A 15,662-nucleotide genomic window follows, 5' to 3' on the forward strand; every position below is an offset into this window, starting at 1 on the left:
TCTCGAAGTAGCTAATTAGTTAACTACTTCTTATTTAGCTATTTATTTAGTGATGGCTAAATGCACTCTTTCAACTTCCTGATTATCAAGAGTGTACCAGCGCATAACCACAGCCACGATAATTGAGCCAATAGCAGGGTATAAGGTAAATGAAATTAAAATGCCCTGTTTAGTGGTTTCAGTTAACTCAGTATCAGCTTGATAGCCATACATTGCCAGTAACCAACCCGCAGCAGCACCGCCAATTGCCACCCCTAATTTGATGAAGAAAATAACCGATGAATAAATCATCCCGGTAATTCTTACCCCAGTTTTGAATTGGCCATAATCAACCGCATCAGCCATTTTGGCCCATAGTAGCGGGGTACCCATATTAAAGGTAAAGCCCCATAGAATATAAAGCGCAAAGGCGAGTTCCACTTGCTCACTTGAGACAAAATACGCGGCGACGCATAAAATGGCGGCAATGATTTGAATGGTGATATAGGCTTTTACTTTACACACTCTTTTAGCGAGTGGTTGCGCCAAAATACAGCCGAAAATATTTCCAATCATGCCTAAAGTAATAAACCAGGTGATCATGTCTGGTAAGTTGAGGTAATACTTGACGTAATAAATCGCTAAACTGGTTTTTAAAACCATGCCAGATAATAAGCAAATTGCTGCCACAGAAAGCACGCGCCATTGGTCATTTTTTAATAGGTTTTTGAAATCTGCTTTAAACGTCGAATTTTGATCTTGCGGAGGATGTAAGCGCTCTTTGGTGCCGACAAAACACAGTAAGAACATGATCACGCCAAGAAAACTCATGGCGGCAATGGTCAGCTGATAACCTTTGGCTTGATCGCCTTGGCCGAAAAACTCAACTAATGGTAGCGTCAATCCTGACACCATTAATCCGCCTAGCATGGCAAAAACAAAACGATAAGATTGTACTGACACACGCTCTTTAGGATCGGCAGTTAACACTCCGCCCAAAGCGCAATAGGGAATGTTAATGGCGGTGTAGACCATCATTAACGCAGTGTAAGTGACGAAGGCATAGATCATTTTGCCTTCTTCAGCTAAATCAGGTGTCGTAAAAGCCAGCACACTGATTAATCCAAAGGGTAGCGCAAACCACAGTAAGTAAGGCCTAAACTTACCCCAGCGGGTATTGGTTCTGTCGGTTAAGGCGCCCATCAAAGGATCGGTAATCGCATCAATTACCCTAACTGCTAGGAACATGGTGCCGACAAAGGCCGGTGAAATGCCAAAAATATCAGTATAGAAAAAAGTTAAAAATAGCATTACGGTCTGAAACACAATATTGCTGGCGGTATCACCTAATCCATAGGCTATTTTTTCTTTAACGCTAATCATGCGAACCTCTTCCGGGTCATTATTATGGTTGTGCTGTTTTTAGTTATCGGCTTTAAATATTGTTCTAGTTAACTTAGATGTGGTGCAAAGTTAACCCACAGTCTTTATTGACGTTGACTGATAAAGTCGCGATAAGCTAAGCCACTTCTTTTAATGGTGCGCTGCTGAGTTTGATAATCAACATACACGATTCCAAAACGTTTTAAATAGCCTTCAGCCCATTCAAAGTTATCCATTAAACTCCAAGCGAAATAACCGACGACATTAACGCCTTGGTTAATGGCATTATTTACAGCGTTTAAGTGAGCTTGGTAATACTCAAGACGATCTAAATCATCAACTTGGTTATTAACAATTTTATCGTCCATGGCGGCACCATTTTCAGTGATATAAACAGGCGGTAATGTATATGTACTATTTAAACTAGTCAGTAAGTCAGTAAATGCACTTGGGTAGATTTCCCAACCTATATCGGTTTTAGGGGCATCTTTCATATCAACTTGAACAAATTCATTTTTATCACAAGTGCTATAAACTGCGCGGGTATAAAAGTTAATCCCTAAGAAGTCCAGTGGCTGCTTAATAATCTCCATGTCACCTGCTTGAATGTCAGGTTTATCTGCATCATCAAAATCATGAATAATTGCAGGGTATTCACCGTCCATTATTGGCTTCATATACCACTGGTTAAAATAATCATCGGCGGTTTGAGCGGCTTTTATATCGGCATCAGTGTCAGTTAATGGATAGCAAGGGGTGAAATTAAGCACGATACCGTTTAATGCATTAGGACAATTTTGTTGAATGACCTTTAAAGCCAAGCCATGGGCCAGTAATAAGTGATGGGCTGATTGACGGCCAAATGCTTTGCTGGCAAGCCCTGGGGCATGAACACCCACTTCATAACCTAAGTATGAACTGCAAAAAGGTTCATTTAAGGTGGCGTAAGAATAGACTTTGTCACCTAAAGCTTGGGTGATTTTATCTGCGTAGTCTGCAAATAAGTATGCGGTTTGACGATTGAGCCAGCCACCTTGATCTTCAATATGCTGCGGTAAGTCCCAATGATACAAGGTGGCGTAGACCTTTATACCGCGGCTATTTAACTCATCAATTAAGTTGATATAAAAGTCGACACCTTGTTGATTGAGGCTACCATCTTGCTTAATGACTCGTGGCCAAGAAATTGATAATCGGTAGGCATCAACGCCTAAAGATTCGATTAATTGCACATCATCTTTGAATAATGCCACATGCTCACAAGCGTGTTTCCCGTCTGAACCATCACGAATTTTACCGGCCGTTGCACAGAAGGTATCCCATATGCAAGGGAGGCGGGTATCGGCGGCGCCTTCAATTTGAAAAGAAGCGGTTGCCACCCCAAAAGTGAACTCTTTTGTGTGCATTTTTGAATTTGATGGTAAAGATATTTTCATATTTTTCATTCGCTTAATAAGTTTTTCGCGTGTTTAGGTCAGAGTGACTTAAAAGTGCGAGTCTCAGTGTGCTTAGCAGTTTAAAATCCGATTTTTACTGCGAAAAATCGTTGACATTCGTTATCGGTATGTTAAAAATGAAAGCGCTTACATCGAGGTTAGTGATTAATTAACAAAAGGTCAATAATTGATTTACACAATCTTTGGTGTGCCTATCAATGAAAATGTTAATTTAATTGATAGTCATTTACCCAAAATAAATAACAATAAATGAGGAAATGTTATGGCTAGTGCACCTTCAAATGGGGTTGCTGAACCAATCAATAGTGATATTGGCAATGTTCATCAAACAGGAAATTTTCGTTTTGCGCTGGTGGCATTAACGTCATTATTTTTTATGTGGGGCTTTTTAACTTGCCTCAATGATATTCTTATTCCTTACCTGAAAGATATGTTCGAACTTAACTACACCCAAGCAATGTTGGTGCAGTTTTGTTTCTTCGGCGCCTATTTTATTGTCTCAATTCCCGCAGGGCATTTGGTGGGAAAAATTGGTTATCAAAAAGGGATTGTTACCGGCTTAGCTATTGCTTGTGTTGGTTGTTTAATGTTCTACCCTTCAGCAAGTTATGCATCTTACTGGATGTTTTTAAGCGCATTTTTTGTGTTAGCGTCAGGCATTACCATTTTACAGGTTGCAGCCAATCCTTATGTCAGTGCTTTAGGTCCTGCTGAAACCGCATCATCACGTTTAACCATGACTCAAGCTTTTAATTCTCTTGGTACCACAGTGGCGCCATTTTTTGGCAGTTGGTTAATTTTAAGTAGCTTAACTCACAACAGCGATCCTGCCATTGAAGCAGTACATCATGCCAGCACCGTTCAGGTGCCTTACTTGATGTTAGCGGGCGCCTTATGTGTGTTAGCGGTTGTCTTTATGATTTTAAAATTACCAGTGTTAGGGATTAAACCAACAAATACCCCAGGGACAAGTAGCGGCAGTGCTTGGAAGTATCCTCATTTAGTCTTAGGGGCTGTGGGTATTTTTGTTTATGTCGGCGCAGAAGTGGGTATTGGCAGCTTTTTAATTAATTTTTTAACTCAGCCAGATATTGGCGGCTTTACTGAAGCTGAAGCGGCTAACTACATTGCCTATTATTTTGGCGGCGCAATGGTGGGGCGCTTTATTGGCGCACTGGTAATGCAAAAAATCTCAGCCGGCAAAGTGCTGGCCTTTAATGCCACTTGTGCCGTGCTATTAGTCGCTGTTGCCATGTTTGCAGAAGGCACCACGGCGATGTGGGCCTTATTATTAGTGGGCTTATGTAACTCGATTATGTTCCCAACCATCTTTAGTTTAGCGCTACAAGATTTAAAGCAATATACCAGCCAAGGTTCAGGGGTGTTGTGCCTGGCTATTGTCGGCGGCGCGATAGTGCCATTACTGCAGGGCATTATGGCTGACAGCTTAGGTATCCAATTAGCTTTTGCATTGCCGTTAATTTGTTATGCATTTATTGCTTATTACGGCTTAGTGGGTAGCAAGGCTACACGACCACAAAGCGTTTGATTTTAGAACTGTATGATTTGTATCAAAAAACTTACATAAACAAATTACATAAAAAAACGATTTTAAAAGGCGTGATTATGAGAACAGTAAACTCAATGAATACATTTAAGCGATTAACGCTGCCCGCGCAGGTTTTGACGGTGTTGGTTGGCTTAAGTGCGTGTGGTCAAGATGAAGTCAAACCCGTAACGACAGAGTCTAGTAGCGAAGTTACTAGCGCAGCGGAAACTGTGGCACAAGCTTCTATCATAAAAGCAACAGCGGCAACCAATATTGATATTTGGCCAACACTTGCTATTCCATTTGCTAAAGATTTTGTCCTTGAAACGCGTATCGATAAGCTGATGGCGACCATGACCTTAGAGCAAAAAGTCGCGCAAATGATCCAGCCTGAAATTCGCGACATTACTGTGGAAGATATGCGTAAATACGGTTTCGGCTCTTATTTAAATGGCGGCGGTGCTTATCCAAATGATGATAAACATGCCACGCCATCAGACTGGATTGAACTTGCTGAAAAAATGTATCAAGCGTCGATGGATGACAGTGTAGATGGTATTGCGATACCTACTATGTGGGGCACAGATGCAGTCCATGGCCATAACAATGTGATTGGCGCGACTTTATTCCCGCACAATATCGGTTTAGGCGCAGCCAATAATCCTGAGTTAATTAAGCAAATAGCTGCCATTACCGCCAAAGAAGTCATGGTAACCGGTATTGATTGGGTATTTGCGCCAACAGTGGCCGTTGTAAGGGATGACCGCTGGGGTCGTACTTATGAAGGTTATTCTGAAGACCCACAAATCGTAAAGTCATACTCTCATTCAATTGTTGAAGGCCTGCAGGGCGCCGTTGGCGAAGACTTTTTATCAGACCAACATGTTATTTCAACCGTAAAACATTTTCTTGGCGATGGCGGCACAGAAAAAGGCATTGACCAAGGCGATAATCTAGCTACTGAGCAAGCGTTATTTGACATTCATGCCCAAGGTTATGTGGGCGGCTTAACTGCAGGTGCACAAACGGTTATGGCATCATTTAATAGTTGGCATGGCAGTAAAATTCATGGCGATAAATATCTATTAAACGATGTATTAAAAGACAAAATGGGCTTTGATGGTTTTGTGGTTGGTGACTGGAATGGTCACGGACAAGTGGCAGGTTGTACCAATGAGTCTTGCGCGCAAGCGGTGAATGCAGGCTTAGATGTGTACATGGTGCCAACCAGTGCTTGGAAGCCTTTGTATGAAAATACCATTGCCCAAGTCAAAGACGGTGTGATTGCCCAGTCGCGTATCGATGATGCGGTTCGCCGTATTTTACGGGTAAAAATCCGCGCTGGTTTATTTGAAAAACCAAGCCCTGCTAATCGTGCCATTTCAGGTAAAACTGAGTTAATTGGTGCCAAAGAGCATCGCGACGTGGCCAGACAGGCAGTACGAGAATCGTTAGTGTTGTTGAAAAACAATAATAACATTTTACCTATTGCGCCTAGTGCCAAAATCTTAGTGGCAGGTGATGCTGCAGATAACATCGGTAAGCAATCGGGTGGCTGGAGTATTACTTGGCAGGGTACTGATAACTTAAATGAAGACTTTCCTGGTGCAACTTCAATTTATGCTGGTATTGAGCAAACGGTTAAAGCTGCAGGTGGTCAAACTTGGTTAAGCGTTGATGGTGCATTTGAGGCTGCGAATAAGCCCGATGTAGCGATTGTGGTATTTGGTGAAGAGCCTTATGCCGAAGGCAATGGTGATATTGATAACCTTGAATATCAGCGTGGTGATAAACGTGATTTAGCTTTACTAAAGTCGCTTAAAGCCCAAGGTATTCCTGTGGTAGCAGTGTTTATCAGTGGCCGTCCTATGTGGGTCAATGCTGAGTTAAATGCATCTGATGCATTTGTGGCTGCTTGGCTTCCTGGTACTGAAGGTGACGGGGTGGCTCAAGTGTTATTGAGCCAAGCTAATGGCGAGGTTAATGAAAACTTTGCAGGTAAATTGTCTTTCTCTTGGCCGACTCGCCCGCAACAAACCAAAGTGAATGTGTTTGATAAAGACTACGCGCCTTTATTTGGCTATGGCTATGGCTTGCATTATGGCGCTGACATCAACACTGAGGTTCCGAGTAATGTGGTCGCTAACACCTTATCTGAAGATAACTTTGCTACCGATGATAAGCTTGAAGCATTACCATTATTTGAACGTGCTGTAAAAGCACCTTGGCGCTTGATGATAGGCACAGAAACGTCAATGGATACAGTCAGTAGTAGTATTCAGTCTAATGATGTGGTTACGCTGCGCACCTTTGATAAGCAAGTTCAAGAAGATGCCCGCTTAATTAGTTTTAATGGTTCAGGTTTAGGCTTTGTGGGGTTAATTAGTAACTTCCCGCGGGATTTACGAGCTTACTCTGATAGCAATGCTGCGCTGAGCGTAATGATTAAAACAGCGAGCAAACTTGAGCAGCCATTATTACTGGGTATGGCATGCGATAGAGATTGCCGCGCTGATGTAGATATTACCGAGCAGCTTAATAGCGTCGCCATTGATACTTGGCAAACCATCAGTGTTGATTTGAAATGCTTTAAGGATAAGCAACTAGACTTTGGCAAAATCAATACGCCGTTTTACCTGTCAACGGTAGGCGCAGCAGAAGTGAGTTTTAGTGATTTAGTTATAGTGCCAAATGGCGCTGAACAAGCCACTATTTCATGTGCCACTAACGAGCAGTAATCGTTAGCGGCAGTAGGCATTCAGGTTTAAGTATTTATCAAACCTGAATGAGTTGCCCGCTAAGATCCTCTTAGCGGGCATGTTAATCCACCAATGACGTTGATCTTACAATTAAGTTTGTAGGGCATTTTGCTGGAATTTTTTAGATATTTTGCGATTGGGGAATCAAGAATGTTCAATAAAAAATTACCGTTAAATTTGGCTCTAAGCCAGGCTTTTTCATCCGCTAAAGTCATTAGCGCTGCGAGTTTAACTGCGCTGCTGCTAATAGGCTGTGGCTCAGATAGTGAGACTGAAACTGAGCCTGAAGTTGAATCAGAGCAAGCGCCAGTAGACTCTGGCTCAGACTCTGATTCAGACACGGGTTCAGAGCAAGAAAACGCAAGCTGGTCATTGGTATGGAGTGACGAATTTGACGGCGCTGAGATTGATGCCACTAAATGGAATTTAGCCCATAACTGTTATGGCGGCGGCAACGAAGAATTACAATGTTATACCCAGCGCGCTGATAACAGCCAAGTGGTTGATGGTAAGTTAGTGATTACCGCTCTGCGGGAAGATTTTAATGGCCCTGCAGTAGCATTGGGCGATCCTAATTACGATGCCAATGACACTTCAAAACAGCAGCCTTACACTTCGGCGCGTTTAGATTCGACCCATAAAGGCGATTGGAAATATGGCCGCTTTGAAATTAAAGCCAAAATGCCACAAGGTCAGGGCACTTGGCCGGCCATTTGGATGTTGCCCACTGACTGGGTTTATGGTCCTTGGGCAGGCTCTGGCGAAATCGATATTATGGAAGCGGTTAATCTGAAAGTGATCACCAATGGCGATGAGTCCCAGACATCTGAAAGCCGGGTTCATGGCACTTTGCATTATGGTAAAGCTTGGCCTGGCAATGTCTATTCTGGCGCAGAGTACAGTTTGCCACAAGGCGCAAATCCTGCCGATGATTTTCATGTTTATGCCCTTGAATGGGAGCAAGATGAAATTCGCTGGTATGTGGATGATGTGCATTTTGCCACTCAGCGCTCAACGGGTTGGTACAGTCAATACACTGATGCTGAAGGGATTTTACAACAAGCCCCTGAAGATGCACCTTACAATCAAGCGTTTCACATGATCCTCAATTTTGCCGTTGGCGGTACTTGGGCGGGTAATGTCAACAACACTGGGGTGGATGAGTCGGTATTTCCACAAACCATGGAGGTGGATTATGTGCGCGTGTATGAATGCAGTGTCGCGCCAACAACAGGCAGTGGTTGTGCCACTATTGATGAGGCCGCAGCAGTGGTAGAAGGCCATCAGCCGCCAGCGATCACGACCCCCAGCACTGACATTGGCGCAGGACCAGAATTTATCATGTTTGACGATGCACTAGCCCAAGGGTTAGCGCTTGATAGCTATAACCCCGATGGCAGTATTACCTTGCAGACGCTGACAGTAGAAGGTCGCGGTGAGGTGCTGCAAATGGATAAAGTGGGCGCGACGGGTAATGCTTATTTCTCTTACCCTCCCACAGCCGATTTGTCTCACTGGGCCAATAATGGCTATTTAGTCTTTGATATTAACCTGTTATCTATCGACGATAATGTCGAGCTGCTGGTTAAAATTGACAGTGGTTGGCCTAATGTCAGTGATATTAACGTCACTCTGCCAGAGCTTAATACTTGGACTGAAGTAAAAATATCTATCGCAGAATTAGTCGCCAGTGGCAATCGGTTTTCGCCTGGCAGCGTGGCTGACTTAGCTGTGGTAGTGAATCCGTTTGTGATTGAAGCATTAGGTAACATCAGCCTGCAAATTGATAATGTGCGCTATGAATATCAAGTAGTTGAAGTGGATGAGTTGGTTATTTATGACAATGAAGTAAAACCGCCATATAGCATAGGACATTACGCCGCTAATGGTTCAGTCGATATCGCTCAAGTTGATGCTGGTGGTGATTATGGCGCTGTGACTCAATTTAGTTTTAATACCGATGAAGCTGTGGTGTATTACCAAAGCACAGGGTTAGGTCAAGATGTTAGCCAATTTAGCTTTGTTGAATTTGATGTCAACGTGGTAACAGACCCTCGAAGCCAGCGCGACTTTAATATCAAGGTCGATTGCGGCCATCCCTGTAGCTCAGGTGACTTTGCGATTGCTACGCCAGATATCGCCACTTGGACTCATTATAAGTTAGCGCTTGCAGACCTTGTTGCTCATGCTGGCTCAAGCTTAGATTTAACCCAAGTTGATACCCCATTAGTGATTTTTCCGGCTTGGGGCAATCAAAATGGGGTGGTTATGCAAGTAGATAATGTGCAGCTAACTAAATAACATTGTTTTAAATCAGTTTGAATACGAATGCAGCTAAGCCATTGTGCCTTTTATGCAAGGGGCACTTGGCTTACTATCTGTAAACGATGTTGCATATTAGTAGCAAAAATTAACTCAGAGGCGTGGCAGAGCTACCTTGATATTTATGCTAGTGAAAAGTTAACTAACATTGTTATTTCTAAGACAAACTAAATAGTTATAAATCATCTTGCGAGCAACTGGCATAATAGCGCTAAGTGATTTGAGTTAACCACAGGTTAACGTATTCATAAGGATGAACCTTGAAGGTATTTAGTTTTTCAGAGCAAGATGATGCGCAGCAGCCATTTACGAAACCGCTGTTTACCCAGCAGCATCTCACTAAAGTGGTTGAGATTGCCAAATTGGCTGGTGATGCAATTATGCAAGTGTATTCAGACACCGACTTGCAAGTAACGCAAAAACAGGATGATAGCCCAGTGACCGCTGCGGATATTGCCAGTCATAATGTGATTGTTAACGCATTAGCTCAGCAATTTGCTGGCATTAAGATCATGAGCGAAGAAGCCGCTGATATCCCTTGGTCAGAACGTAAAGAATGGCAAACTTATTGGTTAATTGACCCACTAGATGGCACCAAAGAGTTTATTAAGCGCAACGGTGAGTTTACCGTCAATATTGCCTTAGTTCATCAAGGCCGCGCTATGGTAGGAGTGGTATACGCGCCGGTATTACACAAATGTTATTCTGCCATTGTGGGTCAAGGCGCATGGCTTGAGTATCAAGGGCAACAGCAACAGTTAGATATTAGCCAACAAACAGTCAGCCCTGTACCTGTGGTGGTGGGCAGTCGCTCCCATATCAGCCCTGGGCTTGAAGAGTTCCTTAAGGATGTGGGCGAGCACCAAATGCAAAGTGTTGGTAGCTCATTAAAGTTTTGTATGGTGGCAGAAGGCATTGCTGATGTGTATCCAAGACTGGGGCTAACCAGTGAGTGGGATACCGCTGCAGCGCAAGCTGTCGTTGAAGGCGCTGGTGGTCAGGTAGTGCGTTATCCTGAATTAACGTCCCTTGATTACAACCAAAAAGAAAATATTTTAAATCCGTATTTTATTGCGGCGTCACCAGCATGGTTTGCAAGGTAGCTATATAAACGAGTCATTGCAAAAGTGTCTAACTTGAAACCGTTAGCCTTTTATCAGCTCAATAATAGCTATTGCGGCACACTCATTTTGGTGAATAACAGATTCTAACGATATGGAGAGAGTTACTATGATGCGCATGGGTATTGACCTTGGCGGGACAAAGATTGAAGTGGTGGCGCTAGCCGAAGATAGTTCAGAGCTATTTCGTAAACGTATTCCAACACCTAAAAACTACCCTGAAACCCTTGATGCCATAGTAGGCTTAGTTAATGATGCTGAAGCCGAAACTCAGCAAACTGGCAGTGTGGGTGTGGGGATCCCAGGGGTGGTATCACCGTTAACGGGTTTGGTTAAAAATTCGAATTCAACTTGGATTAATGGTCATCCACTTGATAAAGATTTAAGCGCTCGTCTTGATAGAGAAGTGCGGGTAGCAAACGATGCTAACTGTTTTGCGGTATCTGAAGCTGTTGATGGCGCAGCCGCAGGCAAAGATGTGGTCTTTGGGGTGATTATTGGTACAGGCTGCGGTGGCGGTTTAGCGATAAATGGTAAAGTTCATGGCGGCGGTAATGGCATTGGTGGTGAATGGGGTCATAATCCTTTGCCGTGGATGACTTCGGACGAATTTAATTCTACATCGTGTTTTTGTGGCAACAAAGATTGCATCGAGACCTTTATTTCAGGCACTGGCTTTGTTCGTGATTTCCGCCGTGCTGGTGGTGAAGCTGACAGTGGCATTCAAATTTCGCAAATGATGGCCGATGGTCATCCGTTAGCGACCCAAGCATTTGTGCGCTTTATCGATCGTTTAGCACGCTCATTGGCACACCTGATTAATATGCTCGACCCTGATGTGATTGTATTAGGTGGCGGCGTATCTAATATTGATGCGATATACACTGAATTGCCAAAAGTATTACCTAAGTATGTGGTTGGCCGCGAGTGCGACACCTTAGTGGTTAAAAACGAATATGGCGCATCATCTGGGGTGCGTGGTGCAGCATGGCTGTGGGGTAAAAACGACCACTAGGTCGATGAGTTAACTCTTGAGTATTAAAACGGCGCTATCAGCGCCGTTTTTATTTACAGTCGAAATTAAGTGTGAGGGCGTTAAAGCTCTTCAGGCTCACTAATGCGTTCGCGGCGCTCTAGTTCTTCTTCAAAGGCTGCTTGAATTTCTTCTAGCACTGAATTGACATCAGCAGCGCTGGTATCCTCTTCAAATTCACCGCTAAGCTGGGTATCAGGCAGTAAGTCGCCTTTCTCATATAAGCTCCACATTTCCTTGGCATACTTTGTTAAAGCAAGCTCAGGTGCAAACTGCGAGTAATAGCGGGTCATATTGTTAACGTCACGTTCTAGCATGACCTTGGCATTATTATTGGCTGAAGCATCGACGGCTTGGGGCAGATCGATAATCACAGGTCCATGGTCATCTTGCAGTACGTTAAATTCCGATAAGTCACCATGGACGATGCCGGCACACAACATACGAGTGACATACCCCATCATGGTGGCGTGATCTTGTAACGCTTGTTCTGCGCTTAACACAATATCATTTAAACGCGGGGCCACATCACCTTGACCATCAGTGATCAGTTCCATTATCAGCACACCTTCAAAGCAGCCATAGGGGACAGGCACTCGAATATTGGCGTCAGCACATTTATACAAGGCATCTACTTCGGCATTTTGCCAGGCATTTTCTTGCTGCTCACGGCCGTAGCTGGAACCTTTTTCCATTGCACGGCTGCGACGGCTATTGCGACTTTTTCTACCTTCTTGATATTGCGCTGCTTTTTTGAAGCTCCGTTTAATGGCTTCTTTATACACTTTGGCGCAGCGGATTTCATTTCCACAGCGAACCATATAAACGGTGGCTTCTTTACCGCTCATTAATTGGCTTACGACTTCGTCAATAAGGCCATCATCAACCAGTGGTTGTATACGTTTAGGAGTTTTCATGGCGCCGTTATACCTTACTTAGGCTGAGGATGGTAGTGATTGGCTGAGTTAATGCCATATTATTGCAGCTTAATGATGGCTAGATGTCACTTTGGTACTAACCAAAGCAAATTTTAATAGCGCTAAATGATAAGATAGCCTGCAGTTACTCCGTATTATTAATGGGGTTTGCTTTGTTAATGGCCATAAATAGGAGCCATCAGGTGAAGATAAATTTGCAAACAGCGAGGCTGCTAATAAGGGAAATATCTTCTGATATGACATCGTCAGAGTCTGCATCAGAGTTAACATCGCAGTCATCCGCACTCTTGATACAGCTTATGGCGTTGTTGACACCTGCAGTGGTTAATCATCTTCCTGCTAATTTTCAGCAGCTAAACTCACTACCAGCCGCCGAGTACTGGCTTGATGAAATGCTAGCACAAAGCCGTTTATGTCGGGTTGATGCGACTGATACAGGCTTAATGATGGGATTAGTCTTTATGTATCTTGCTGATGAAGAAACAGCCCATATCGGTTATTTACTGGGTGAGCATTATTGGAAAAAAGGCTATGGAAGCGAGTTACTCACAGGAGTGATTGAATTTTCCCGGGATCAACTTCAATGGCGTAAATTAATCGCTGGGGTAGACAAAAGTAACCAAGCATCAGCTAAATTACTTTTAAAGCTGGGCTTTACCCAGCAAGCCATTACAGAGCAGAGCGTGATTTTTTATGAGTATATACTAGACTGCTAAGCGAAATTTAACTGCACTAGCTCTCTCTTGAAAAGCGCAAAATATGGCCTTTGAATTGTTGTGTTAAATAATCAGTGTGAATGGGTTTGATATGATTATGGCTAAAGCCGTATTCATCCATCTTGGTGGTGAGTTTGTTTTTTCGGCCACGACCGGGATCGACAATAACAATTTCACATTGGCGTTTGGCATGGGCTTGAATGAAGTAAGCCAGCAAGGCAATATGCTCATCTTCGTACAATAAATCACTGCCGATGATTAAATCGAACTGACCTAAATCACTGTTGTCATCAGCCCAATCGACTCGTTCAAAGTTTATCGATTTGTCGTTATTGAGTTGGGTATTTCTTAATAGAAAACCTTCAACCTCAGGGTGATAATCGGTGGCGGTAATATCATCGGCTCTTTGGTTTAACAGTAAGCTTGAAAGGCCGATACCACAACCAATCTCTAAAATGCGTTTACCTTGAGTTTGATAATCAAGCATGTGATTTGCCAGTACCATACTGGAAGGCCAGACTACCCCAAAAATGGGCCATAGCGCCGAAGAAATACCTAAGTCTTTAGCTGTGTTGTTATCGTCACTAAATTGCTGTTTATCTCGAAGGGTACATAAGTGAATATCGTTGTCACCAATTTCAATGGTGTGATAGCGAACGCGTACAGGGGTCGTCATTATTTGTCCTAGTTGGGTAGCTAAAGCTAAGCCAAATATCTAGAAAAATATAAATGACGAAACAATTGAATAACCACACTATAGTAATTTTCGATTAGCGCAAAGGATATAATCAACTAATTCGAATAAAACCTTGCTGTGCAGTGGCTACAATGGCTATCGTATAATTGATTTAATTATATTGGAGTTAATATGAAAGGACTCATCACTGCCGCGTTACTCTCTTTAGCGTCGTCTGATTGCGTTATTGCGCCGCAGGATTCATTAGCTATTCCCCTTGTGCAGCGGCAACAACTTAACAATATGGTATTAAGTAACGAGTACTTATCTGGCTGTGTTACTGAGCAATTAGCTGATATCACTGAAAAGGTGTGCCCAAAGGGTGACGCTTACTGTTGTGACAGTGAAGCGAGTATTGAGCTCACTTACCTGCAATGGGAGAACATTTACCAACATTGTATGGTGAAGTAGAGACACAGCGGATAAACCCTTACTAAGGCACTTATTTGCTTAAGCGCGCTTGGTGTTATTCATTTTCCTGTCGATGTACATTAAAGTCTGAAACTAGACAATAAAGATTGAAACTAAGACAACAAAGTTCGAAACGTCATGAGTTGTTTAAGTTGGCAGAACTCACCACGGCAAACTTCCCTAACGATTTAGTGACCCAAATCTAGTTTGCCAGTTTGAACAAAAAAGTCGTGGTGCTTCACTTATACGAGTTATAAATCGCAAGTTTTCTTTAAGTCTTTCCAAACTTTGTTTGGATTAACGTCGTGGCGCTTCGCCCCTTCTTTTGCAAAGAGCAGAGTCAAGGGGGAAAGCGCTCACATTTTACAAAATAAGCCCTTAACAAACCCTCAGGCCCCAACGAAAAATGCTGAAAATCGCATGTTTTCAACGGGGATTGATCCAGCTTTTGACTTCGCTTGTAGTGTTCTTCGGTCATATTTGAAAATGCTAACGCCTCAGATGCGCCATCCATGGCTTAACTGAGGCTATATTGGCATCCATGCCAATCTCACGCTATTTTCTTCAAAGTCCTCAATTCAAATTGAGTCGGAGGCAAATAGATTTTCTGCTTTTTAGCCTTTTTATTCCCACTAATAAAGTCAAATCGAAGAGATAATAATCCCGGTGTAGATGCAGCAGCGAGCTTCTGACCGCCAAGGATGGCAAGAATGTCATTATTTGTCTGGAACAAATTTGACCAAAACATGGCGAAGTTTCACAGTGTGAAGCGCTCTGAGCGAGAGGCATGGATGCCGAACTGGCCGTTTAACATGGATGTTATTTGTTTTGGCAGAGCTTACAGGGACCTTTTGATTTATATAAAGAGTGCAGCGTCTCGCAGTTGTATCTGCACATAAGGTCGCTCTTTCACATCTGACCCATAGGGATTTGGGAAATGTCATGATGATGTCGGGAACATCATTGACCATGTGATCGCGACATTTGTATATCCTATACATCACCTGCGGCAGGCAATGGATTAGATTGAAGTGATGATCTAGCATAACTGAGCCAATTAAAATGAAGTATAAATTTGGTGCCCGTAACACGTTCATGTCTCAAAACGAGTTGGTGCTAGCAATGGGATAATCAGCATAACCTTACTTTTTCTAATCGATTATGACCGCCTTACTTGTCGTCCAAATGACTGGTTGCCTATACAGGTATAACTGATTTTCTCCAAATTGAGATAATTTTGGCGCCAAAGGATGCGTAA

11 protein-coding genes are annotated in these 15,662 nt (G+C 43.0%); 7 read left to right on the forward strand and 4 right to left on the reverse strand.

What is annotated here, in order from left to right; all coding sequences use genetic code 11:
• Nucleotides 1–42: 42 nt before the first annotated feature.
• Both BCU94_RS09050 and BCU94_RS09055 read right to left on the reverse strand, forming a co-directional pair.
• A complete protein-coding gene (locus BCU94_RS09050) occupies nucleotides 43–1,362 on the reverse strand; it encodes a glycoside-pentoside-hexuronide (GPH):cation symporter (RefSeq protein WP_102476192.1) in 1,320 nt (439 codons plus the stop codon).
• A gap of 104 nt (nucleotides 1,363–1,466) precedes the next feature.
• Complete coding sequence (locus BCU94_RS09055; RefSeq protein ID WP_102476193.1) at nucleotides 1,467–2,798, reverse strand: GH1 family beta-glucosidase; 1,332 nt, start codon at nucleotides 2,796–2,798, stop codon at nucleotides 1,467–1,469.
• Nucleotides 2,799–3,195: 397 nt separating this feature from the next.
• On the opposite strand from BCU94_RS09055, the gene BCU94_RS09060 reads away from it, so the two are divergent.
• The 5 genes from BCU94_RS09060 (at nucleotide 3,196) to mak (ending at nucleotide 11,585) form a co-directional block, all read left to right on the forward strand.
• Nucleotides 3,196–4,368, forward strand: a complete 1,173-nt coding sequence (locus BCU94_RS09060) for a sugar MFS transporter (protein WP_241900948.1) — start codon at nucleotides 3,196–3,198, stop codon at nucleotides 4,366–4,368.
• Nucleotides 4,369–4,445: 77 nt separating this feature from the next.
• Nucleotides 4,446–7,106: a glycoside hydrolase family 3 N-terminal domain-containing protein gene (locus tag BCU94_RS09065; RefSeq protein ID WP_102476202.1), complete on the forward strand. Its 2,661-nt coding sequence runs from the start codon at nucleotides 4,446–4,448 to the stop codon at nucleotides 7,104–7,106.
• 171 nt (nucleotides 7,107–7,277) lie between these two features.
• Nucleotides 7,278–9,428, forward strand: coding sequence for a glycoside hydrolase family 16 protein (locus BCU94_RS09070; RefSeq protein ID WP_102476195.1), 2,151 nt, complete (start codon nucleotides 7,278–7,280; stop codon nucleotides 9,426–9,428).
• 338 nt (nucleotides 9,429–9,766) lie between these two features.
• Nucleotides 9,767–10,552 (forward strand): 3'(2'),5'-bisphosphate nucleotidase CysQ, encoded by a 786-nt coding sequence (gene cysQ / locus BCU94_RS09075; RefSeq protein WP_102476203.1) that lies wholly within the window; start codon nucleotides 9,767–9,769, stop codon nucleotides 10,550–10,552.
• 127 nt (nucleotides 10,553–10,679) lie between these two features.
• Nucleotides 10,680–11,585 (forward strand): fructokinase, encoded by a 906-nt coding sequence (mak, locus tag BCU94_RS09080; RefSeq protein ID WP_102439789.1) that lies wholly within the window; start codon nucleotides 10,680–10,682, stop codon nucleotides 11,583–11,585.
• A gap of 80 nt (nucleotides 11,586–11,665) precedes the next feature.
• Here the strand turns inward: mak and BCU94_RS09085 are convergent, their stop codons facing one another.
• Nucleotides 11,666–12,520, reverse strand: a complete 855-nt coding sequence (locus BCU94_RS09085) for a PA4780 family RIO1-like protein kinase (RefSeq protein ID WP_102476196.1) — start codon at nucleotides 12,518–12,520, stop codon at nucleotides 11,666–11,668.
• Nucleotides 12,521–12,777: 257 nt separating this feature from the next.
• On the opposite strand from BCU94_RS09085, the gene BCU94_RS09090 reads away from it, so the two are divergent.
• Nucleotides 12,778–13,257 (forward strand): GNAT family N-acetyltransferase, encoded by a 480-nt coding sequence (locus tag BCU94_RS09090; RefSeq protein WP_157936098.1) that lies wholly within the window; start codon nucleotides 12,778–12,780, stop codon nucleotides 13,255–13,257.
• Nucleotides 13,258–13,273: 16 nt separating this feature from the next.
• Here the strand turns inward: BCU94_RS09090 and BCU94_RS09095 are convergent, their stop codons facing one another.
• Nucleotides 13,274–13,933 carry a methyltransferase domain-containing protein gene (locus tag BCU94_RS09095; RefSeq protein WP_102439792.1) on the reverse strand — a complete coding sequence of 220 codons (660 nt, stop codon included), beginning with the start codon at nucleotides 13,931–13,933 and terminating at the stop codon, nucleotides 13,274–13,276.
• A gap of 192 nt (nucleotides 13,934–14,125) precedes the next feature.
• Between BCU94_RS09095 and BCU94_RS09100 the strand changes: the two genes are divergently transcribed.
• Complete coding sequence (locus BCU94_RS09100) at nucleotides 14,126–14,404, forward strand: hypothetical protein (RefSeq protein ID WP_102476198.1); 279 nt, start codon at nucleotides 14,126–14,128, stop codon at nucleotides 14,402–14,404.
• Nucleotides 14,405–15,662: the final 1,258 nt, after the last annotated feature.

This window comes from Shewanella sp. 10N.286.52.C2, assembly GCF_002874545.1.
In the GTDB taxonomy this organism is placed as follows: domain Bacteria; phylum Pseudomonadota; class Gammaproteobacteria; order Enterobacterales; family Shewanellaceae; genus Shewanella.

What these genes read in the sequence shown, in the direction of transcription:
- BCU94_RS09050 (WP_102476192.1), bottom strand. Translation starts at nt 1,362, where the DNA reads ATGATTAGCGTTAAAGAAAAAATAGCCTATGGATTAGGTGATACCGCC.
- BCU94_RS09055 (WP_102476193.1), bottom strand. Translation starts at nt 2,798, where the DNA reads ATGAAAATATCTTTACCATCAAATTCAAAAATGCACACAAAAGAGTTC.
- BCU94_RS09060 (WP_241900948.1), top strand. Translation starts at nt 3,196, where the DNA reads ATGTGGGGCTTTTTAACTTGCCTCAATGATATTCTTATTCCTTACCTG.
- BCU94_RS09065 (WP_102476202.1), top strand. Translation starts at nt 4,446, where the DNA reads ATGAGAACAGTAAACTCAATGAATACATTTAAGCGATTAACGCTGCCC.
- BCU94_RS09070 (WP_102476195.1), top strand. Translation starts at nt 7,278, where the DNA reads ATGTTCAATAAAAAATTACCGTTAAATTTGGCTCTAAGCCAGGCTTTT.
- mak (WP_102439789.1), top strand. Translation starts at nt 10,680, where the DNA reads ATGATGCGCATGGGTATTGACCTTGGCGGGACAAAGATTGAAGTGGTG.
- BCU94_RS09085 (WP_102476196.1), bottom strand. Translation starts at nt 12,520, where the DNA reads ATGAAAACTCCTAAACGTATACAACCACTGGTTGATGATGGCCTTATT.
- BCU94_RS09090 (WP_157936098.1), top strand. Translation starts at nt 12,778, where the DNA reads ATGACATCGTCAGAGTCTGCATCAGAGTTAACATCGCAGTCATCCGCA.
- BCU94_RS09095 (WP_102439792.1), bottom strand. Translation starts at nt 13,933, where the DNA reads ATGACGACCCCTGTACGCGTTCGCTATCACACCATTGAAATTGGTGAC.
- BCU94_RS09100 (WP_102476198.1), top strand. Translation starts at nt 14,126, where the DNA reads ATGAAAGGACTCATCACTGCCGCGTTACTCTCTTTAGCGTCGTCTGAT.